Here is a 19,043-nt window from a genome sequence, read left to right as displayed (position 1 = left end):
TCAGCTCACTTGGCTGCGGACGGGGCAGGCTCGCGCAATTCGCGCGGCAGCGGGAAGAAGACGCTCTCATCGGCGGTCGAGACGGTCTCGACCGTGACCTCGTAGCGCTCCGCGAAGGCGTCGATGATCTCCTCGACCAGCACCTCCGGCGCGCTGGCACCGGCGGTGATGCCGAGGCGGCGGATGTCGCCGAAGAGCGACCAGTCGATCTCGTTGGTGCGCAGAACGAGGCGCGAGACCGGGCAGCCGGCCCGCTCGGCCACCTCGCGCAGGCGCTGCGAGTTCGAGGAATTGGGCGAGCCGACCACGATCAGCCCGTCGACCAGCGGCGCGACGCGCTTCACCGCCTCCTGACGGTTGGTGGTGGCGTAGCAGATGTCTTCCTTGTGCGGAGCAATCAGCGCCGGGAAGCGCGCCTGCAGCGCCTGCACGATCTCGCGGGTGTCATCGACCGAGAGCGTGGTCTGGGTGACATAGGCAAGCTCCCGGCCTTCGGGAGCAACCAGGCGGGCGACGTCCTCGAGCGTCTCGATCAGCGTGATCGCGCCTTCCGGCAATTGTCCCATCGTGCCGATCACCTCAGGATGGCCGGCATGGCCGACCAGGAGGATGTGCCGGCCGCGCTTGTGATGGACCTCGGCCTCGCGATGCACCTTGGTGACCAGCGGGCAGGTGGCGTCGATGGCGAAGAACTGGCGCGCCTGCGCCTCCGCCGGCACCGATTTCGGCACGCCATGGGCCGAAAAGATCACCGGCCGGGTGGCGTCGGGCACCTCCGAGAGCTCCGCCACGAAGACCGCGCCCTTCCGCTTCAGCGACTCGACCACGTATTTGTTGTGCACGATCTCGTGGCGCACGAAGACCGGCGCGCCATGCATGGCGAGCGCCTTCTCGACGGCATCGATCGCCCGGACCACGCCGGCGCAGAAGCCGCGCGGGGCGCAGAGCAGGATGTCGAGCGGCGGCTTGGCGGTCACTGGGGTGCTGGTTCCGAAGGGATCGCGCCTTCTTGTCCGTCTGGCATCGGCGATGTCAAGGAAGCCCGGCGCCGCAATGCGTTGGCCCATGCGCAGCAGCCCCTCGCAGGATGCAAGGATAGGCCCTACATTGCACACGTCAGGCCACCTGCCTCCGCACGTCCCCCTTTCGCTTTAGCACGAGTTCCTGCATGGCCGATGCCGCCTCGCATGCCAGCTATCTGCCCTCGATCCTGACCTTCTGTGCGGGTGCGGTGGTAGCGGTGCCGCTGTTCCGCCGCTTCGGCCTGTCAGCGGTGCTGGGCTATCTCGCCGCCGGCGTGGTGATCGGCCCCTCGGCCTTGGCGGTGATCAAGGACCCCGACACGATCCGCAGCACCGCCGAGATCGGCGTCGTGCTGCTGCTCTTCCTGGTCGGACTCGAATTGCAGCCGGAGCGGCTCTATTCGATGCGCAAGGACATCCTCGGCGCCGGCTTCGCGCAGATGCTGCTGAGCGCGGCGGTGATCGGCGCCGTCGCCTGGAAGCTCGGGCTCAGTCCCGCCGGTGCGCTGGCGGTCGGGCTGGCTCTCGCCCTCTCCGCGACCTCGATCGCGCTGCAATTGCTGGAAGAACGAGGCGACGGCGCCGAGCCCTATGGCCGGCGCTGCTTCTCCATCCTGCTGTTTCAGGACATCTCGATCGCGCCGATGCTGGCTTTGCTGCCGCTGCTGGCGACGACGGAGGCCGCCCATAGCGGCGGCTCGGCCAAGGCGCTGACCGGCCTCGGGCTCGCTCTGCTTGCCATCGCTGTCGTCGTGCTCGCCGGCCGCTATGCGCTCAACCCCTTCTTCCGCCTGCTGGCCAAGGCCGGCGCCAAGGAGGTGATGACGGCCGCCGCCCTGCTGGTCGTGCTCGGCGCGGCGCTGCTGATGGAGCAGGTCGGGCTCTCCATGGCGATGGGCGCCTTCCTCGCCGGCGTGCTGCTGGCGGATTCGCATTTCCGGCACGAGCTCGAAGCCGATATCGAGCCGTTCCGCGGCGTGCTGCTCGGCCTGTTCTTCATGGCGGTCGGCATGTCGATCGACCTGAAACTGGTCGCCGAGAACGCGCTGCTGCTGGCGCTGGCGGCCCCGCTGCTGGTGCTGTTCAAGATCGCGGCGGCGGCGGCGATCCTGCGGGCATCCTGCTCCTCGACCACCGAGGCGATCCGAGCCGGCGCCCTGCTCTCCCCGGCCGGCGAATTCGCCTTCGTGCTGTTGCCGCTCGCCGCCTCGCTCGGCCTGCTCGACGAGAAGCAGGGCGCGCTGGCGACAGCGATCGCCGCGCTCAGCATGCTGATCGGCCCGATCGCGGCCAAGCTGATCGACATCTGGCTCGCGGCCCACGCGCCGCCGCCCGAGGAGATCGAGGAGACCTTCGACGGGGTGACACCCTCGGTGCTGGTGATCGGCTTCGGCCGCTTCGGCCAGGTGGTGACGCAGGCACTGCTGCTGCAGCATCTCGACGTCACCATCATCGATTCCGACATCGAGCGGATCCGTTCCGCCGCCAAGTTCGGCTTCAAGATCTATTATGGCGACGGCACGCGCCTCGATGTGCTGCGCGCCGCCGGCGCCGGCAAGGCGAAAGTGGTCTGCATCTGCATCGACGACCGGCAGGCGGCGCTGCGCATCGTCGAAATGGCCAAGGTCGAATTCCCGGCCGCGCGCATCCATGCCCGCGCCTATGACCGCGTCCATGCGATGGACCTGATGCGCGCCGATGTCGACTACCAGATGCGCGAGACTTTCGAATCGGCGCTCGGCTTCGGCCGCGTGACGCTGGAGGCGCTCGGCCTCAGCTATGAGGAGGCGGGCTTCGTGATCGAGCATGTGCGCGACCGCGATGCGCAGCGCATGGAGATCCAGTTCAGCGAGGGCATCGCCGCCGGGATCGACAAGGTGCCGCGCGTCACGCCCGAGCCTATCGTCGCTCCGAAGAGCAAGTCGAAGGCACTCACCAAGGAGACGCAAGAGGTCATCGAGGATGGCGGCGCCGAGGTCGCCGTCGGCGGGGTCGGGGAGCCGGCCGAGTGAACGCACCGGCAAAGCCACAGCAGGCCGTCTTCGTCTCCGGCTCGACCCTGCGCCATGTCGCGGTGATGACCACGACCGCCTCGGTCGGCCTGGTCGCGATCTTCGTCGTCGACTTCCTGTCGCTGCTCTATGTCTCGCGCCTCGGCCGGCCCGAGGCGACGGCGGGCGTCGGCTACGCGACGATCGTGCTCTACCTGATGGTCTCCATCAATGTCGGGCTAATGATCGCTGTCGCCGCGCTGACGGCGCGGGCGCTCGGCGCCGGCGACCGCGAGGGGGCCCGCCGCATGGCCGGCTCGACGCTGACGGCGATGACCGTCTGCGGCCTCATCGTCAGCCTGCTGATGCTGCCGCTGCTGCCCTGGCTGCTGCCGAAGCTGGGCGCCCACGGCGAATCGCTGGCCGTCGCGACCTCGTTCCTGTGGATCACCCTGCCCTCGAATGCGCTGATGGCGCTCGGCATGGGGCTCTCCGGCATCCTGCGCGCCGTCGGGGACGCCAAGCGGGCGATGTATGTCACCCTGGCCGGCGGCATCGTCACCGCCGGGCTCGACCCGCTGCTGATCTTCGGTTTCAAGCTCGGCCCCGACGGCGCCGCCTGGGCGACCGTGTTCTCGCGCATCGTCTTCCTCGTCATCGGCTTCCAGAGCGTGATCGGCGTCCACAAGATGATCGCGCGCCCGAGCTTGGCGGCGCTGCGCCGCGATGTCGGGCCAACCTTCGCGATCGCGGCGCCGGCGATCCTGACCAATCTCGCCAACCCAATCGCCAATGCCTGCTTCTTCGGCATCATCGCCCGCTTCGGCGACCAGGCGATCGCGGCGAGCGCGATCATCGACCGGCTGGTGCCGGTCGCCTTCGGCGTGCTGTTCGCGCTGTCGGGCGCGGTCGGGCCGATCCTGGCGCAGAACTGGGGCGCGCAGCGCTATGACCGGATGCGCCGGGCGCTGACCGATGCGGTCGGCTTCGCCGCAGCCTATGTCGCCGTGGTTGCGGTGCTGCTGGCGCTGCTGCGCCACCAGATCGCCGCGCTGTTCGGCACCGGCGGCGAGACGGCCGAGCTCGTCGCCTTCTTCTGCCTGATCGCCGGGCCGATGTGGCTCTTCGTCGGCGCGCTCTTCGTCGCCAATGCCGCCTTCAACAATCTCGGCATGCCGTTCTACTCGACCCTGTTCAGCTGGGGCCGGGCCACGCTCGGTACGGTGCCGCTCGCCTGGCTGGGCGCGCAGCATGCCGGCCCCAAGGGCGCGGTCGCCGGCGCGGCACTGGGCGCGGTGCTCTTCGGCATCGCCGCGCTCGTCACCGCCTATCGCGGCATCACCCGGCTCGAAGGCGCGGCGCAAGCGGCCGCAAGGCCGTCGCTTGCCTGACGGCCGCCTGCTGCTATCGTTTCCGGGCGGAGAGCGGGCTGGTCCCGCAGGAGCCGGATCTGACCGGGCTGGAACAGCCTGGTCGGTGAATCCGTCTCCATGCTTCTAAGGGGAGAGCGCGCCATGATGAATCTGTTCGAGATGATGCAGTCGGCCCAGAACGGCCAGGCCATGCAGAACTTGGCGCGGCAATACGGGCTCTCGATGCAGCAGACGCAGGCGGCGCTCGACGCGCTGCTGCCGGCCTTCACCATGGGGCTGCAGCGCCAGACCCAGAATCCCTACGCCTTCGGCAACCTCGCCCAGATGATGACGGCGACGCCGTTCGGCCAGATGTATGACAGCGACGGTGACGGCATTCCCGACAGGGCGATGCCGCTCGGCCAGGACGTGATGAGCCAGCTCTTCGGCTCGAAGGAAGTCGCCAATGCCGTTGCGGCGCAGGCGGCGGCGACAAGCGGCGTCGGCCAGGCGATCCTGAAGCAGATGCTGCCGGTGATCGCCTCGATCGTGATGGGCGGGCTGTTCAAATCGGTGAACAATCAGGGGCTTGGCGGCATTCTCGGGCAATTCGCCGAGATGATGCGCGGCCAGATGCCGGGCATGCAGCCCCCGGCGCAGCAGCCGAACGCAGCCAATCCGTGGGGACAGATCCTCGGCGGTCTCTTCGGTGGGCAGAATCCCCAAGCCGGCCAGGCACAGAGCGGCGGGCCCTTCGGCGGCGCCATGCCCGGCATGCCTGCCGACATGGGCAGCATCTTCGGCCAGATCCTCGGCGGCATGTTCGGTGGCCAGGGACAAGGGCAGGCCCCACAGGCCAGCCCGCAGCCGGCGCCGCGATCGCGCCGTCCCGCTCCTCAGCCCGAGCCGGAGGAGCAGCCAGCGTCGAACGAGGCCAGCCCGGGCTCGATCGGGCTCGATGCACTGAACCAGATGTTCGAGCACGGCCGCCAGGTCCAGGCAAGCCAGCAGGACGCCCTGCGCTCGATCTTCGAGACGATGCTCGGCGGTGGCCAGCGCAAGGGCTGAGCGATAAACGAACGGCGGCCTAAGGGCCGCCGCTCATCAATTTCCGTGATGCGGCCTATTGTCAGGCACGCAAACGCTCGTCCCATTCATAAGCGTCCTCAGCAGCAGGCCCGCTCGCCAGCGAGCGGCCGTCGCTGCCAGTCCGGAAGCTGGCGACCAGTTCGTTGAGCCGCCCGATCTGACCGCTCAGCGAGGTCGCGGAGGCCGCGCTCTCCTCGGCCAGCGCCGCATTCGCTTGCGTCATCTCGTCCATATGGGCGACAGTCTGGCTCATCTCGTCGATGCCATTGGCCTGCTCGGCTGCTGCGGCCGAGATGTCGGAAACCGTGGCCGAAACCTTCCTGGAGGCCTCGACGATCCGGTGCAACGCGTCACCGGCGGCCCGCACCAGCCCGACGCCCTGCTCGACCTCGGCCCCCGACTCGCTGATCAGTCCCTTGATGTCCTTGGCGGCATCGGCCGAACGCTGTGCCAGCGTGCGCACCTCGGAGGCCACGACTGCGAAGCCCTTGCCGGCTTCGCCGGCGCGCGCCGCCTCGACCGAAGCGTTGAGAGCCAGCAGATTGGTCTGGAAGGCGATCTCGTCGATCACCGAGGTGATGTCGGAGATCTTGCGCGAGGTCTGCTCGATCCGCGCCATGGCATCGACCGCCTGGCCGGCGACGGCCCCGCCATTCACCGCGACGTCCGTCGCCTCGTTGGCGAGCTGGACGGCCTGGCGCGACGCCTGCGCCGAAGCCTTGACCGAGGCGGCGAGCTGCTCGGTGGTGGCGGCGGTCTCCTCGAGCGAGGAGGCCTGTTCTTCCGTGCGCTTCGACAGGTCGTCGGCGCCGGAATTGATCCCGCGGGCGGCGACGCCGACCTCGACCGAGGTCGCCTGGATCGTCGCGATCGTCTGCGCGAGATGGCCGACAGCGCTGTTGAAATCCTGCTTCAGCGCGACATAGTCGGCCGCCACCTCCTCCTCGACGCGGGCGCCGAGATCGCCCTGGGACAGCCGGGTCAGCCCTTCGGCCAGGGCCCTCACCACGACCGCCTGCTCCACCGCGAGACGCTGCTGCAGCGCTGCGGCAGTGCTGCGCTCGGCTTCGGCGGCGAGGCGCTGGCGTTCCGCCGCGGCACGGCCGGCTTCCGTCTCGCTTTCGAGGCGCTGGACGGCAAGGCCATTCTCCTTGAACACCTGGACGGCGCGGGCCATCTCGCCGACCTCGTCCTTGCGATCCTGCCCCTCGATCTCAGCGGCATGGTCGCCATTGGCGATCTGGCCCATGCGGAGCTTGAGTCGCTCCAGCGGGCGCGTGATCGCGCCGGTGGTCAGCAGCGCGCCGGCGATCAGGCCGAGCAAGGTCCCGGCGACGCTGAGGCCGATCACGATCAGGTTGACGCGATCGGAGTCGGCATTCAGCCTCTCCGAAGCCGCTTCTGTGTCCTTCCTGATCTCGTCATTGAGCTTGGCCGCGTCCTCGACGATCCCGGTGATCGTCTTGTCGAGCTGCGACATGATCGAAAGCGCCGCTAGGTCCTCGTCGCGGCCGGCCTGCCCGATGACCTGATCGATGTCGGACTTGGCGGCCTGCAGGCGCCGGCTCAGCTCGTCGAAGCTCTCGGCGCGTTGCGGGAAGCTGATCTTGGCCTCGACCAGCGCCTGGAGCGAAGCCGCGTAGGCGGCCTTCACCTCATCGATGCTGGTCGCATTCTGCTTCATGAATTCGGGATAGGCGATCGCCTGGTAGAGATTGCCGACGATCTCGCCCATCGAGGCGGTGGCGCGGGCCGAATCCAGGAGGGCGGTAGCACGCTGCGAGATCAGATCGCCATAGTTCTTCTCGATCTTGCCGAACTCGAACGCGCCATAAACGGCCGAGCCGATGCCGATCGCGCCCATGACGAGCATGGGAATGGCGATCTTGGTTCGGATCCTCAAATCATGCAGGCGGAAGCGAAAGCGTCGCATGGAAAACCCCGGGGCGAGGGATCGGGGCGCCGTACTCGGCGCAATGCGGCGTAAATGTGTCCGAACTTGCTGAAGGAAGCGTTACACCACGCGCAAGCCGGTTAACGATCGCGGCCAGGTTGCATGCCTCGGCACGAAAAAGGGCGGCAGCCGAAGCCACCGCCCGCAGGGACGCGTCACGCCAAGGGGTCAGGCGTTGCACGCGATCTTGATCTCCTTCGCGCCTGGCCGCACCGCGGCCTGGATCACCACGGGACGTCGAAGCCCGGCCTCTCGCCGGCTCGCGGCGGCGGACTGCTGCTGATCCGAGCGGGCCTGCAGCACGCTCGACGGATCGCTCAGCCAGGAGACCGCAAGCGCACCGTCGATATCGGAGCGAACGAGGCCGATATCCTTCAGCCCGCGCTCGTCGAGGTCGCTGAGGCGCATCACCTCTCGGCGGTGCAGGAAAGCGCGCACCAGGTTTTTCGTGCCCGTGACCGAATGGGCGGCAGCACGCGCCGCGCCGCCGGAAACGGCAGACAAGGTCTTCGTGACGAAGGTCATGACCAGCATGACGGCCTCCTCGGGGTTGGACGTAGAAACTCACCTCCCGGCCCAACCGAGGTCGATCAGGCATCAGCGGGAGAGTGCCCAAACGATAACTCCAGGCTGGCCATCAGCCAAACGAATGGTTATGATACTAAACACAACCGATCTTGATGAACCTCTGGGAGGAGGCCGGCCATGGCCCATGTGCTCGACGCCGATCAGCTCAAGACCTTCGTCGCCATCGCCGACACCGGTTCCTTCACCCGCGCCGCCGAGATCGTCTTCAAGACGCAATCGGCCGTTTCAATGCAGATGAAGCGGCTGGAGGAGCGCGTCGGCCGGCCGCTCTTCGGCCGCGACGGACGCCATGCCAAGCTGACCGAGGATGGCGAGCGCCTGCTCGACTACGCCCGCCGCATCGTCCGGCTCAACCTCGAATGCGTCGCCAGCTTCACCGAGGCCGACCTCAAGGGCCGCATCCGGCTCGGCGTGCCCGACGATTACGCCGACCGCTATCTGCCGGAGATCCTGGCGCGTTTCGCCCGCTCCAATCCGCGCACCGAGGTCACCGTGGTCTGCGAGCCGACGCCGATGCTGGCCGAACGGATCGGCGGCGGCGACATCGACCTTGCCATCATCACCCATGTCGAGGGGCGCGGCCAGGGCGAGATCATCCGGATCGAACCGCTGCTCTGGGTGACCTCGGCCCGCCATTGCGTGCACGAGGAAGACCCGCTGCCGCTGGCGCTGGGACGACCGACCTGCAACTGGCGCCAGGCGGCGGTCGAGGCGCTGGAGAGCAAGGGCAGGCGCTTCCGCGTGCTCTATGCCAGCTGGAATTCGACCGCGGTCGGCGCGGCGGTGGTGGCGGGGCTCGCCGTCTCGGTGCTGCCGGAAAGCGCTGTGCGGCCCGGCATGCGCATCCTGGGGCCGGCGGAAGGCTTCTCCACCCTGCCCTCCTGCAAGATCGGCCTGCTGCGCACGCGGCACGACCCCTCGATCCTGTCGAACGCGCTCGCCGAGCACATCATCCAGAGCCTGGACAATCTGCAGAGCTTCAAGGTGGCGGCGGAGTAGGCGGCGCTCAGGCCGTCAAGCGCGCCGCCGCAGTGTCACCACCGAGGCGCTGAAATTCTTAACGGTGAAGCCCCAATCATCGGCGAGACCGAGGATGATCGGCTGATGGGTATAGCTGACTAGAACCCCTACACCCTGGTCGAGATCGCCAAGCAGCGACAGAGCACGGGTGTTCATGTCGGCCGGCAGATAAGTCATCGTGCCGCCGAAACTGTTGCCGTCGATCACGTTGTTCTTCTTTTGAAAATAGGCCATTCCGATCTGTATCGTCGACATCTGGGGAACAATGGCCCCGCTGTGCGGACCAACCGACTGGACCGTCTGGACAAGGCAGGCCTCATCCGGACAGGCCGCGAGGACCTGCGCAATTTCCGCCGCGACCCGATTGAGATCACGCTGGATGGTGATGGCATAGGTCAGATCGACCGCCCCTGACAGCAGTGCGAACATGCCGGTACTGATGAAAGCGAATTCGACGGCCGCGACACCGCTCTGATCCCTGACGATGCCGCGCCGCGCACCGCGGCGGAAGAAATCGGCGAGCCTTCGCATCACGGCTTCCTATACAGTGCCGCCCCGCTGACATACAGCGTCGGCAATCCGGGGACGAACGTCACGACAGGCCCCCGCGCCCTGATCAGCATCAGCGTCCCGGCGGCTCCCGCGACAAAGGCCGCGCCGGTGATCGGCGGTGTTCCGGTCGCGTAGTTCGCCAGCGGTTGCGTTTCGACGAGAAGATTGGCGGCGCAGTTGTCGAGCGCAATCATTCGTCCGCAGATCTGCGTCACCACCTGGGCACGGTTTCCGGCATAGGTTGCTGTTGTCTTGCCGGTCGCCGCCTCGGATACGGCGTCGTGAAGGTACATCTGCGCCATGAATGCGAGCGCGAACTGGAAGATGCCGAGCAACAGGACGATGAAGGCCAAGCCGATGAAGGCGAATTCGACCGCAGTCGAGCCGGCAGCGTCGCGCCGGAATCGGCTCAGCCGCGCCGCCAAGCGTCTCGTTCCGGTCGATGGTGCTCGGCTTCTGGCCATGCGGGCGCTCGTCACGGGCACTTGGTGCTGCAGAACCGGATGTAGTCGAGCAGGCCACCATAAGTGTCCTCGCGGCCAGCTGCCTGGAAGAAGATGCGGTAGGTACCTGCCGTCGTGATCTTCAACGGAATCTTGCGCTCGGTCCATTGGTCGGTGTGCACGCAGACATCGACTTGGTCGGTGGCCTTGTCCACGTCCTTGGAGGGCGTGGTGTAGGCGCCGGACTTCTTCTGCTGGAAGAAGACCTCGATACGGTTGGTCTGGCTTTCCCAGGTCGCCGCCTTGAGCTTGTCCCACACCGCCTGGGCGTCTGTCTTGTAGGCGCACAGGACCTGGCCGGCATAGGCGGGATTGCGGACACGCGAGATGTACCAGTAGCTCAGCTCGTAATCGCCGACCGCGAGATTGGTGAATTCGCGCCACATGCTCGAATTCGAGCTGCAATTCTTTACGCCGAAGCAATCAGAATCGAGTTCGGCGAAGAAATTGCCGAACCGGATCGTGTTGGCTGCGAGCTCAGGGATGCCGTTGATCTCGATTCCGCCCTGGCTGCTCTGCGTCGTCCAGCCGTTCCAGTTCTTCAACACGGTCCAGCTGTTCGAGGCGACGTTGTGATTGTTCTCGAACGATTCGGCGAAGAGCACCGTGCCCGTCTGCGTCGAGGCCAGTACGATGTTGCAGCTCCTCTGCACACTCAGGGAAATGCTGCTGTAGCCGAGGATGCCACCGAACGCATTGGCGCTCGCCGCACTGGCATTGACCGTGATGATGCTGTTGGCGATCGAACTCGTCGCGCTGACGTTGCTGACACCGTTCCCATTGAGGCCGCTCGTCCAGGACGAGATGACCTGGTTGGCGGTCGATGTGAAATTCTGGTTCGGATTGGATTGGGCCAGCTTGGAAATATCCTTGGCCGCCTGCTGGCAGCCGAGCTCGATGGCGCTTGCCACGCGCTGCCGCCGTGCCGCCGCTTGGCTGAAATCGATGCCGCCGCCGACCGCAAGCGCGATCGCCGGCGCGGCCAAGCCGAACATCAGCGCGCTGACGCCGCGGGCATCCTTGAGGAAAGATCGGAACAGGCCTGGCATCGAAGGGCCTCGCAACGCTACACGCAAGCAACAGGACGATTGCCTCGACGCTAGGCGCGGGGCGATTGAGAAAACCTTTCCAGAACCCGTGAATGTCACTGGTATCGCGGGGAAAAGCCGTCAAACCACAAAGCCTTCGGGCGGTATGGTAAAATGCAGTTAAAGTTGAACGGAGAGTCGCGGCACGGATGCGAGAGGCCGGCGCGCCGGAACGCGCGCAGGCAAGCCAGCTTTTACTGCAGTCCCGGCAGGATGCTGGCGTATTTGGCATCCAGTAGCGGGCCGATCTGGCGGATCGTCGCGATCGCCGCGATCGAGACGAAGAACGCGATGAAGCCGTATTCGAGCGCGGTCGCGCCGCGACTGTCGCGCAGGAATTCAAGGACCAGGGCGGAAAAGCGTTCCATACCCGCCAGATTAGCGCAAAACTCCGGACAATTGGTTAATCCGAAGCGCAAAACACGCGATCACCGACACATGTCTCGCTCGACTTCAGCGGCTACAGGGCGAGTTCCGGGAAGACCGGCTCGACCTTGCCGCCCCAGGCTCCCTGCTCGCGCACCGCCAGACGCTCGGCGAGCGTGCGCCCGCTCTGGGCGATGGCGACGATCGGTTCGAGATAGATCGTCTCGTCGCGACCCTTTTCGTCGAGCTTAGCCCGGCGGGCGAGACCGGCGCGCGACAGTTCCACCACCTCGCGGGCAAGTTCCCGTAGCGGACGGTTCGCGATCCTGGTGTTGAGACCGGCCTTCGGCACGGTGTCGCGCAGGAGCTGGCGTTCCTCCGTGCTCCAGCCCTTGACCAGCTCCCAGGCGGCCGCGAGCGCAGCATCGTCATAGAGCAGGCCGACCCAGAAGGCCGGCAGCGCGTTCAGCATCTCGACCGGGCCGGCATCGGCGCCGCGCATCTCGATGTAGCGCTTCAGCCGCACCTCCGGGAACAGCGTCCCGAGATGGTTGACCCAGTCCGACATGGTGGCGCGCTCGCCCGGCAATTGCGGGAGCTTGCCGGCGAGCAGGTCGCGGAAGGAGGCGCCGGCGACGTCGTGATAGGTGTCGCCGCGCTTGACGAAGTACATGGGAACGTCGAGCGCCCAGTCGACATAGGCCTCGTACGACATGCCCTCGTCGAAGGCGAAGGGCAGCATGCCGGAGCGGGCATTGTCGGTGTCGCGCCAGATCTCGGAGCGCATCGACTGGAAGCCGTTGAGCTTGCCCTCGCTGAAGGGCGAGGCGGCGAAGAGCGCCGCCGCCAGCGGCTGCAAGGCGAGCGAGACCCGCAGCTTGCGCACCATGTCGGCCTCGTCGGCGAAGTCGAGGTTCACCTGCACCGTGCAGGTGCGAAACATCATGTCGAGGCCGCGCGTGCCGACCTTCGGCATGTAGTTCTTCATGATCTGGTAGCGCCGCTTCGGCATCATCGGCGTCTGCTCGCGCGTCCACAGCGGCGAGTGCCCGAGCGGCAGGAAGCCGATGCCGTGCGGCTCGGCAACCGCCTTCAGATCGGCGAGGTGCTGGTCGAGCTCGCGGGCGGTCTCATGCACATTTGCAAGCGGCGCGCCGGAGAGCTCGAACTGGCCGCCGGGTTCCAGCGAGATCGCGCCGCCGCCATCGGGACCGGCAAGGCCGATGACATGGCCGGCATCGAGGATCGGCTCCCAGCCGAGGCGCTGCTGCATGCCCTCGAGCAATTGCCGGATGCCGCCGCTGCGGCCGGCGACTGCACCCTCGTACGGGACCGGGCTGAGATCGTCGCGATAGAACGGGAATTTCTCATGCTCGGTGCCGAGCCTGAAGTCGGAAGCCGGCTTTTCACCCTGCGCGATCCAGCCGACGAGTTCGGCCTTCGAGCTGATCGGAGTCGAATCGGATACGTCGCGGGCCATGGGCGCTCCGGCATGCATGCACCGGCGCGTCGACGGCCCTGTCAGGCAGCCTAAGCAACACGCCGGATCGAACGGTGCGACAGGCCGAGCGGAGCGAATGCTCCGCCGCGCCATGCGCTGAGGAGCGCCAGCAATAGGCGAGCGGCGACCATCCGACAACGACCGCAAACGCGTGCAGGCGCTTGCCGACCTTGCATCAACGCATGATCACGAAGCAGTCAGGCGGCTCCGCGCAGCAGATTTGCACCCTTCGGTGCGAACCGGTCGTCGTCGGCATCGTCGGCACGCGTCTGCGCCGCGATCCAGTCGGTGACCGCGACGAGCCCGGCGCTCTGGCCGCCTGCCCCGGCACGCGCCTCCTCGAAGATCGCGAGTTGCATGTCGGCGCTGGTCCCACCGGCGACGATGGTGCGGCAATGAGCGAGATCGAGACCGCAGCAGAGCGCAGCGGCATCCTCGTCGAGGAGATCGAGCACCTCATCCAGCACCTGCCCGACCGGCAGCATGGCGCGACGCTTCTCACAGACGAAGCCGCCATGAACGCCATAGCGCTGGGCGCGCCAGATGTTCTCGCCGGCAAGCGCGCGCGAGGCGGCGGTCAGGTCGGCGTTGAGCCCCGGCTTGCGGGCGAGATGGCGCACAAGGCAGCGATAGAGCGCGGTGATGGCGAGTGTGTCGTCGAGCCGCGTGCAGCTGTCCGCGACGCGCAATTCCAAGGTCGGATGCTGATGCGAAGGCCGGATCGCCCACCAGACAAAGCTGGAATCGCGCATCGCGCCGGCGGCGACCATGGTGTCGACATAAGCGCGGTAGTCGGCGGCGTCCGTGAAGAGCTCGGGCAGGCCGGTGCGGGGCAATTCAGCATAGGCGCAGAGCCGGTAGCCCATCAGCCCGGTGCGCCGTCCCTGCCAGAAGGGCGAGGAGGTCGAGAGTGCCAGCAGCAGCGGCAGGAAAGGCAGCATCCGGACCATGATCGAGATGCGCTGGTCTTCGTCGGGCACCTCGACATGGACATGCAGGCCGCAGAGCTGGTTACGGCTGCCGAGCATCTGTAGGTCGCGCATGATGCCGTCATAGCGCTTGGCCTCGGTGGCCCGCTGGCGGGCCCAGACGGCGCTCGGATGGGTGCCGCAGGCAAGCAGCAGCATGTCGTGCTCGCGCGCGATCCCAGACAACCCCGAGCGCAGCCGGCGCAGCGAATGGCGGGCCTGGGTCATGCTCTCGCAGACCGGCGTCGCCACCTCGATCTGCGATTGCAGCATCTCGCGCTGCAACTCGTCGGGAAAGGCAGCCTGCGCCGCCTCGATGAAACGCGGTGCGATCTTGCGCACGGCGCCGCGGCTTTCGGCATCGGACAGGAAATACTCTTCCTCGATGCCGAAGCGGTAGGCGCTGCTCACCATGATGTCTCTCCCCCGTGGCGGCCGCTCCGGAGCGAAGCAGCGGCGCCAGACTGCCAGTCAATGAGTCGGAACTGCGACCGGTGGCGCAGTTTCCACGCCTAAACGCGGAAGCCGCCATCGCGTTCCAACCGGCGGAGGAGAAGCCGGCAGCACACAAATCACGGGGTTATTTGGCGGACCAATCGCCCAAGGTCGCCTGGACGACGGCAAGGGCTGCGACCGCCGCCGTGTCGGCCCGGAGGATGCGCGGGCCGAGCGACAGGCGCAGCGCTCGCTCGCGCTGCAGGATCAAGGCGCGCTCCGATTCGTCGAAGCCGCCCTCCGGGCCGATCAGCACGGCGAGCGGCCCGCGCGGCGCCCCCTGCAAGGCCGCGACCGGGCTCTGCGGCTCCTGCGCCTCATCGCAGAAGATTAGCAGCCGCTCCCGCTCGAGCGCGGCCAGTGCAGCGGCGAGCGGCTGCTCCGCCCGGATTTGCGGCAAGGCGAGGATGCCGCATTGCTCGGCCGCTTCGACCGCATTGGCGGCGAGCCTTTCGAGATTGAGCCGCGAGACCTGGGTGTAGCGGGTCAGCACCGGCTGGAGCACCCCCGCCCCCATCTCCACCGCCTTCTGGGCCATATAGTCGAGCCGCGCATGCTTCAGCGGCGCGAAAAGGTAGAGGAGATCGGGCGCCGGCGGCTGCGGGCGGGTCTGCTCCAACGCCTCCAGGCTCGCCTGCTTGCGCCCTTCCGCCCGGATCGCGCAGAGCCATTCGCCGTCGTGGCCATTGAAGACGAGGATGCTGTCGCCGCTGCGCAATCTCAGCACGTTCAGCAGGTAATTGGCCTGGTCGCGCGCGAGCTCCAGCACGGCGCCCGCTGCCAGCGGCGCCTCGCTATATAGCCGGTGCTTGGTGAAATCCCGCATGCTCTTCGAATCCGATCCCGTCAGAATGGCGCGAAAGTCGCCACAATCCCACGCTATCGGCAAGCAATCTCGGTGAAATGCGAGCCGGCGCTTGTTGGTGCACGGCTCTCACTGTTATGGAAAGGCCCGCGACGCCGGGACGGGCGTGGGTGACGGGACAAGAGCGGAGCGGATGATGCGGCGATACGCGACCCTGAAGCTGGCGATGGCGCTGGCTGGGCTGGGCCTGGCCGAGCCGGCATTGGCGCAGGTGCCCTCGGGCTGCGAGAACGTCCAGAAGCTCATGCAGGAGCGCCAGTCGATCGTCGGGCAGCTCAATGCCAACGCCAAGGCGAAGCGCAAGATGACGCCGCAGCAGGCCTGCGGCATCCTTGGCCGCCTGGTCGGCAACGGCAATGCCCTGATCAAGTTCGCCACCGCCAACCAGGACTGGTGCCAGATTCCGGCGAGCTTCGTCGACGGCATGAAGGCCGACAACGAGAAGGCCGGCACCATTCGCGGCCAGGCCTGCAACGCCGTGAAGCAGCAGGCGCAGATGCAGCGCCGCGCCCAGCAGCAGGCGCAGCAGCAACAGGGCGCCAACCCGTTCGGCGGTACCGATTCCATTACCGGCGGCCCGATGCGCGTGCCGCAGGGCGCGCTCTAGAGCATTGCGCGCCACGATGGCGTCGTCCCCCAACGCCACCGACGCCCCACTTCCCGACGCCCTCAAGGGCCATTGGGTCGACACGCGCGCGCCCAAGCGCCTGCGGCCCTATCTGAAGCTCGCCAGGATCGAGCGCCCAGTCGGCTGGCAGTTGCTCCTGCTGCCGTGCTGGTGGGCGGCCGGGCTCGCCGCGATCGCGGCCGGGCTGCCGTTCCCGAACCTCTGGCACTGCCTGCTCTTCCTGGTCGGCGCGATCGTGATGCGCGGCGCCGGCTCGACCTTCAACGACATCGTCGACCGCAAGCTCGACGCGCAGGTGGCACGCACCCGCGGCCGCCCCCTGCCCTCCGGCCAGGTCAGCGCAAAGCAGGCGGCCGTCTTCATGGTCGGGCTGTCGCTGGTCGGCCTGGTGGTGCTGCTGCAGTTCAATCGCTTCACGGTGATCGCCGGCATCGCCTCGCTGGCGATCGTCGCGATCTATCCGTTCATGAAGCGGATCACCAACATGCCGCAGTTCGTGCTCGGCCTCGCCTTCTCCTGGGGCGGGCTCGTCGGCTGGAGCGCGGTGTTCGGACGCCTCGATGCGCCAGCCTATCTGATCTATGCCGCCGCGGTGTTCTGGACGATCGGCTACGACACGATCTATGCGATGCAGGACATCGAAGACGACGTGATCGCCGGGATCAAGTCGAGCGCGCGCTATTTCGGCGCCTTCACCCAGCAGGCGGTCGGGTTCTGCTACGGCATGACGATCGCGCTCGCCGGCGTCGCCGCCTGGTTCGCGGGAGCGGGACCGGTCGCCTTCATCGGGCTGGCGGCATTCGCGCTGCACCTGGGCTGGCAGGTTCACAGCATCGCCGGCGCCGACGGACCGACGGCGTTGAAGCTGTTCCGGTCCAACTGGCATGCCGGCCTGCTGCTGGCGGCCGGCTTTGCGCTCGATGCACTGGTGAAGTTCGCCTTCTAGAGCCGGATTCATCGATCAGCCTGCAGTGCAAGCTGATCGGAACGCGCTCTAGGACAGGATCTCGCCCCTGATCACCACGGGACGCTCCGGCAGGCGGCCGGTCTTGCGCCGGGTCAGGAAACGCGGGCGGCGACCGGCGAGCAGGGCATGCCGGCGGCGGATGCGGATCGCGCCGAGCGCGACCCGGCCGACCTGCGGATAGGGTTCGGTGATCGCGCCGTCGCTGGTTTCGAGCAGCAGCGGCAGGCCGCTGGCACGGCCGGCATCGCGCCAAACGGCGATGGCATCGTCCTGATCGATCACGGCGACGACGACGGAACGGCCGTCCCCCGCCGTCAGGGCAAGCTGGAAACGGTCATCATCGGCGATCACGCCGCCGACGAGGCGCAAGGCGATGCCGCGCCAGCCCTTGCCGCCGCGCAGGATGCGCACCGGCCCGACACGCTCGATGCGAGGCCCTTCGGATTGCTGCGGCGCCTGCGCCGGCTGCGAGGGCTGTCCGCTCTGGTTATGTGCGCTGCCGGGGAAGGCGGGCACGCAGCCAGCCTCCCCCGCAGCCGGCGTGACGCTGGCCATCGGTTTTAACGCCTCTCTTCTAATCCCTGCTGCCCGGAACCCTCTGTCGATGCGGGGTTCTCGTGCTTTGCAGGGAGGAGAGTGGCCGGAAGGATTGTCCGAGCGCTTAAGCTGGAGGGTTAAACAAAGGTGACGGGGCGGTTTTCCGCCCTCTTCCGGCCGGTTTCCCGGTTGATGCTTGACGGAATCTTTCTCGCAATGGTGGCTTTTTCCTTGTTCAGCCGCCCCGCAAGGCCGTAACGAAGCCCGATGACATCGACACCTCTACCCATCGCCGGGGATTTGTTGCCCGCCGTCGAGGCCGCTTGCCGAGAGGCCGGCGGGCTCGCGCTCGACCTGTTCCGCCCCGGCGCGAAGACCGCCGCCAAGACCTGGTCGAAGGCCGGTGGCTCGCCGGTGACCGAGGCCGATATCGGCGTCGACACCTTCCTGCATGTGCGCCTCGCGGCGCTGCTGCCGGAGGCCGCCTGGCTCTCGGAAGAGACGGCCGACGACACGATCCGCCTGTCACGCCGCTTCGTCTGGGTGGTCGACCCGATCGACGGCACCCGCGCCTATATGGCCGGCTCGCCCGACTGGGCGGTCTGCGTCGCCCTGCTCGACGAGGGCCGCCCCGTTCTCGGCGTGGTGCACGCGCCCGCGGCAGAGACGACCTACACAGCGACCGAGGGCGGCGGGGCCCGGAGCAACGGCAAGCCGATCCGGACGAGCGGGCTCACCACGCTCGCCGGCGCCCGCATCGCCGGGCCCAAGCCGATGCTCGAAGCGCTCGCCCGCCAGGAGAGCTTCATCGCCGCCGACAAGATCCCGTCGCTGGCGCTGCGCCTGACGCGCATCGCCGACGGCACGATCGACGCCGGGCTGGTCTCGCCTGACGCGCGCGACTGGGACCTCGCCGCCGCCGACCTCGTGCTCGCCGAAGCGGGCGGGCAGGTCACGACCTCCGACGGCGAGCCCCTCGGCTATAATCGCGAAATCCCGGTCCATGGCATGCTGATGGCGTCGGGAAACAGCCTCGCCGCGCCCCTGGCGCAGGCCTTGCGCCGGCTGCGCGAGAGCCAGCCGCAGCGGAGCTGAAGCGCGGCGCAACGCCGCTGCCGCGGCGTCAGGGCAGAAACTGCCGGAAATAACCGCAATTTGTTGGCAATCGGCCCTCGCGCGCGAGCGGCTGATGGCTTATCTGATCGCACGGCAAAAACGAAAGATGGGGCAGGTCGGAGGACATCCGGCGGTGCCCCGGCTTGCTTTCGACACAGATGTCAGAACCCCGGCCGGAGACGGATGATGAGCACGAGCCATGACAACAAGCAGCTGCTGCACCTCGTGATCGGCGGCGAGCTGAGCTCGCTCGACGGAGTCGAGTTCAAGGATCTCTCCAAGCTCGACATCGTCGGCGTCTACCCCAATTACGCAGCCGCCCACGCTGCCTGGAAGGCCAAGGCTCAGCAGACCGTCGACCAGGCCCAGACCCGCTATTTCGTCGTCCACCTGCACCGCCTGCTCGATCCGTCGACGGCTCAACGCTGATCCGAAAGGCGC

19 protein-coding genes are annotated in these 19,043 nt (G+C 67.3%); 8 read left to right on the top strand and 11 right to left on the bottom strand.

Going from position 1 to position 19,043, the window contains the following annotated elements; translation table 11 throughout:
- Window positions 1–5: 5 nt before the first annotated feature.
- A complete protein-coding gene (gene ispH, locus AC3WLC_RS12230; RefSeq protein WP_493684549.1) occupies window positions 6–977 on the bottom strand; it encodes a 4-hydroxy-3-methylbut-2-enyl diphosphate reductase in 972 nt (323 codons plus the stop codon).
- Between the two features lie 191 nt (window positions 978–1,168).
- Here ispH and AC3WLC_RS12225 point away from each other — a divergent pair, with 191 nt between their 5' ends.
- The 3 genes from AC3WLC_RS12225 (at window position 1,169) to AC3WLC_RS12215 (ending at window position 5,433) form a co-directional block, all read left to right on the top strand.
- A complete protein-coding gene (locus AC3WLC_RS12225; protein ID WP_493684190.1) occupies window positions 1,169–3,034 on the top strand; it encodes a monovalent cation:proton antiporter-2 (CPA2) family protein in 1,866 nt (621 codons plus the stop codon).
- A complete protein-coding gene (locus tag AC3WLC_RS12220) occupies window positions 3,031–4,404 on the top strand; it encodes an MATE family efflux transporter (protein WP_493684189.1) in 1,374 nt (457 codons plus the stop codon). Before AC3WLC_RS12225 ends, AC3WLC_RS12220 begins: the two co-directional genes overlap by 4 nt.
- Window positions 4,405–4,527: 123 nt before the next feature.
- Window positions 4,528–5,433, top strand: a complete 906-nt coding sequence (locus tag AC3WLC_RS12215) for a DUF937 domain-containing protein (protein WP_493684188.1) — start codon at window positions 4,528–4,530, stop codon at window positions 5,431–5,433.
- A 61-nt stretch (window positions 5,434–5,494) separates the two neighbouring features.
- On the opposite strand, the gene AC3WLC_RS12210 is transcribed toward AC3WLC_RS12215, so the two are convergent.
- Together AC3WLC_RS12210 and AC3WLC_RS12205 are read right to left on the bottom strand one after the other, a co-directional pair.
- A complete protein-coding gene (locus tag AC3WLC_RS12210; RefSeq protein WP_493684187.1) occupies window positions 5,495–7,387 on the bottom strand; it encodes a HAMP domain-containing methyl-accepting chemotaxis protein in 1,893 nt (630 codons plus the stop codon).
- A 189-nt stretch (window positions 7,388–7,576) separates the two neighbouring features.
- Window positions 7,577–7,942 (bottom strand): DUF1127 domain-containing protein, encoded by a 366-nt coding sequence (locus AC3WLC_RS12205; protein WP_493684186.1) that lies wholly within the window; start codon window positions 7,940–7,942, stop codon window positions 7,577–7,579.
- A gap of 171 nt (window positions 7,943–8,113) precedes the next feature.
- Between AC3WLC_RS12205 and AC3WLC_RS12200 the strand changes: the two genes are divergently transcribed.
- Window positions 8,114–8,995, top strand: a complete 882-nt coding sequence (locus AC3WLC_RS12200; RefSeq protein ID WP_091832439.1) for a LysR substrate-binding domain-containing protein — start codon at window positions 8,114–8,116, stop codon at window positions 8,993–8,995.
- A gap of 15 nt (window positions 8,996–9,010) precedes the next feature.
- Here AC3WLC_RS12200 and AC3WLC_RS12195 read toward each other — a convergent pair whose 3' ends face one another.
- The 7 genes from AC3WLC_RS12195 to AC3WLC_RS12165 all read right to left on the bottom strand — a co-directional run bounded on the left by AC3WLC_RS12195 (window position 9,011) and on the right by AC3WLC_RS12165 (window position 15,315).
- Window positions 9,011–9,547, bottom strand: a complete 537-nt coding sequence (locus tag AC3WLC_RS12195) for a TadE/TadG family type IV pilus assembly protein (protein ID WP_493684185.1) — start codon at window positions 9,545–9,547, stop codon at window positions 9,011–9,013.
- Window positions 9,547–9,993: a TadE/TadG family type IV pilus assembly protein gene (locus AC3WLC_RS12190; RefSeq protein WP_493684184.1), complete on the bottom strand. Its 447-nt coding sequence runs from the start codon at window positions 9,991–9,993 to the stop codon at window positions 9,547–9,549. Before AC3WLC_RS12190 ends, AC3WLC_RS12195 begins: the two co-directional genes overlap by 1 nt.
- 50 nt (window positions 9,994–10,043) lie before the next feature.
- The gene (locus AC3WLC_RS12185) at window positions 10,044–11,057 is read right to left on the bottom strand and encodes a hypothetical protein (protein ID WP_493684183.1); all 1,014 of its coding nucleotides are present in this window, start codon (window positions 11,055–11,057) and stop codon (window positions 10,044–10,046) included.
- Window positions 11,058–11,353: 296 nt separating this feature from the next.
- Window positions 11,354–11,527 (bottom strand): Flp family type IVb pilin, encoded by a 174-nt coding sequence (locus tag AC3WLC_RS12180; protein WP_346359028.1) that lies wholly within the window; start codon window positions 11,525–11,527, stop codon window positions 11,354–11,356.
- 92 nt (window positions 11,528–11,619) lie between these two features.
- The gene (locus AC3WLC_RS12175; protein ID WP_493684182.1) at window positions 11,620–13,005 is read right to left on the bottom strand and encodes a glutamate--cysteine ligase; all 1,386 of its coding nucleotides are present in this window, start codon (window positions 13,003–13,005) and stop codon (window positions 11,620–11,622) included.
- Window positions 13,006–13,223: 218 nt separating this feature from the next.
- Entirely contained in the window at window positions 13,224–14,408 is a 1,185-nt protein-coding gene (locus AC3WLC_RS12170; RefSeq protein WP_493684181.1) for a carboxylate-amine ligase, read from the bottom strand.
- 166 nt (window positions 14,409–14,574) lie between these two features.
- Window positions 14,575–15,315: a 16S rRNA (uracil(1498)-N(3))-methyltransferase gene (locus tag AC3WLC_RS12165; RefSeq protein ID WP_493684180.1), complete on the bottom strand. Its 741-nt coding sequence runs from the start codon at window positions 15,313–15,315 to the stop codon at window positions 14,575–14,577.
- A gap of 175 nt (window positions 15,316–15,490) precedes the next feature.
- Between AC3WLC_RS12165 and AC3WLC_RS12160 the strand changes: the two genes are divergently transcribed.
- Both AC3WLC_RS12160 and ubiA read left to right on the top strand, forming a co-directional pair.
- Complete coding sequence (locus AC3WLC_RS12160; protein ID WP_493684179.1) at window positions 15,491–15,961, top strand: hypothetical protein; 471 nt, start codon at window positions 15,491–15,493, stop codon at window positions 15,959–15,961.
- Between the two features lie 16 nt (window positions 15,962–15,977).
- Window positions 15,978–16,928: a 4-hydroxybenzoate octaprenyltransferase gene (gene ubiA, locus AC3WLC_RS12155; RefSeq protein WP_493684178.1), complete on the top strand. Its 951-nt coding sequence runs from the start codon at window positions 15,978–15,980 to the stop codon at window positions 16,926–16,928.
- A gap of 48 nt (window positions 16,929–16,976) precedes the next feature.
- Here the strand turns inward: ubiA and AC3WLC_RS12150 are convergent, their stop codons facing one another.
- Entirely contained in the window at window positions 16,977–17,504 is a 528-nt protein-coding gene (locus AC3WLC_RS12150) for a DUF6101 family protein (RefSeq protein WP_493684177.1), read from the bottom strand.
- Window positions 17,505–17,753: 249 nt separating this feature from the next.
- On the opposite strand from AC3WLC_RS12150, the gene AC3WLC_RS12145 reads away from it, so the two are divergent.
- Window positions 17,754–18,581, top strand: coding sequence for a 3'(2'),5'-bisphosphate nucleotidase CysQ (locus AC3WLC_RS12145; RefSeq protein ID WP_493684176.1), 828 nt, complete (start codon window positions 17,754–17,756; stop codon window positions 18,579–18,581).
- 207 nt (window positions 18,582–18,788) lie between these two features.
- Window positions 18,789–19,031, top strand: a complete 243-nt coding sequence (locus AC3WLC_RS12140) for a DUF4170 domain-containing protein (RefSeq protein ID WP_493684175.1) — start codon at window positions 18,789–18,791, stop codon at window positions 19,029–19,031.
- Window positions 19,032–19,043: the final 12 nt, after the last annotated feature.

Source organism: Allobosea sp. GW821-FHT03A12 (assembly GCF_058986765.1).
Note: the sequence above shows the minus strand (reverse complement) of the source record. Positions and strands in the feature narration are given on the sequence as shown.

Bases quoted from the DNA above. Each gene is read 5' to 3' on its own strand.
- AC3WLC_RS12225 (WP_493684190.1), top strand. From the start codon at position 1,169: ATGGCCGATGCCGCCTCGCATGCCAGCTATCTGCCCTCGATCCTGACC.
- AC3WLC_RS12215 (WP_493684188.1), top strand. From the start codon at position 4,528: ATGATGAATCTGTTCGAGATGATGCAGTCGGCCCAGAACGGCCAGGCC.
- AC3WLC_RS12210 (WP_493684187.1), bottom strand. From the start codon at position 7,387: ATGCGACGCTTTCGCTTCCGCCTGCATGATTTGAGGATCCGAACCAAG.
- AC3WLC_RS12205 (WP_493684186.1), bottom strand. From the start codon at position 7,942: ATGCTGGTCATGACCTTCGTCACGAAGACCTTGTCTGCCGTTTCCGGC.
- AC3WLC_RS12200 (WP_091832439.1), top strand. From the start codon at position 8,114: ATGGCCCATGTGCTCGACGCCGATCAGCTCAAGACCTTCGTCGCCATC.
- AC3WLC_RS12195 (WP_493684185.1), bottom strand. From the start codon at position 9,547: ATGCGAAGGCTCGCCGATTTCTTCCGCCGCGGTGCGCGGCGCGGCATC.
- AC3WLC_RS12180 (WP_346359028.1), bottom strand. From the start codon at position 11,527: ATGGAACGCTTTTCCGCCCTGGTCCTTGAATTCCTGCGCGACAGTCGC.
- AC3WLC_RS12175 (WP_493684182.1), bottom strand. From the start codon at position 13,005: ATGGCCCGCGACGTATCCGATTCGACTCCGATCAGCTCGAAGGCCGAA.
- AC3WLC_RS12170 (WP_493684181.1), bottom strand. From the start codon at position 14,408: ATGGTGAGCAGCGCCTACCGCTTCGGCATCGAGGAAGAGTATTTCCTG.
- AC3WLC_RS12165 (WP_493684180.1), bottom strand. From the start codon at position 15,315: ATGCGGGATTTCACCAAGCACCGGCTATATAGCGAGGCGCCGCTGGCA.
- AC3WLC_RS12160 (WP_493684179.1), top strand. From the start codon at position 15,491: ATGCGGCGATACGCGACCCTGAAGCTGGCGATGGCGCTGGCTGGGCTG.
- ubiA (WP_493684178.1), top strand. From the start codon at position 15,978: ATGGCGTCGTCCCCCAACGCCACCGACGCCCCACTTCCCGACGCCCTC.
- AC3WLC_RS12150 (WP_493684177.1), bottom strand. From the start codon at position 17,504: ATGGCCAGCGTCACGCCGGCTGCGGGGGAGGCTGGCTGCGTGCCCGCC.
- AC3WLC_RS12145 (WP_493684176.1), top strand. From the start codon at position 17,754: ATGACATCGACACCTCTACCCATCGCCGGGGATTTGTTGCCCGCCGTC.
- AC3WLC_RS12140 (WP_493684175.1), top strand. From the start codon at position 18,789: ATGAGCACGAGCCATGACAACAAGCAGCTGCTGCACCTCGTGATCGGC.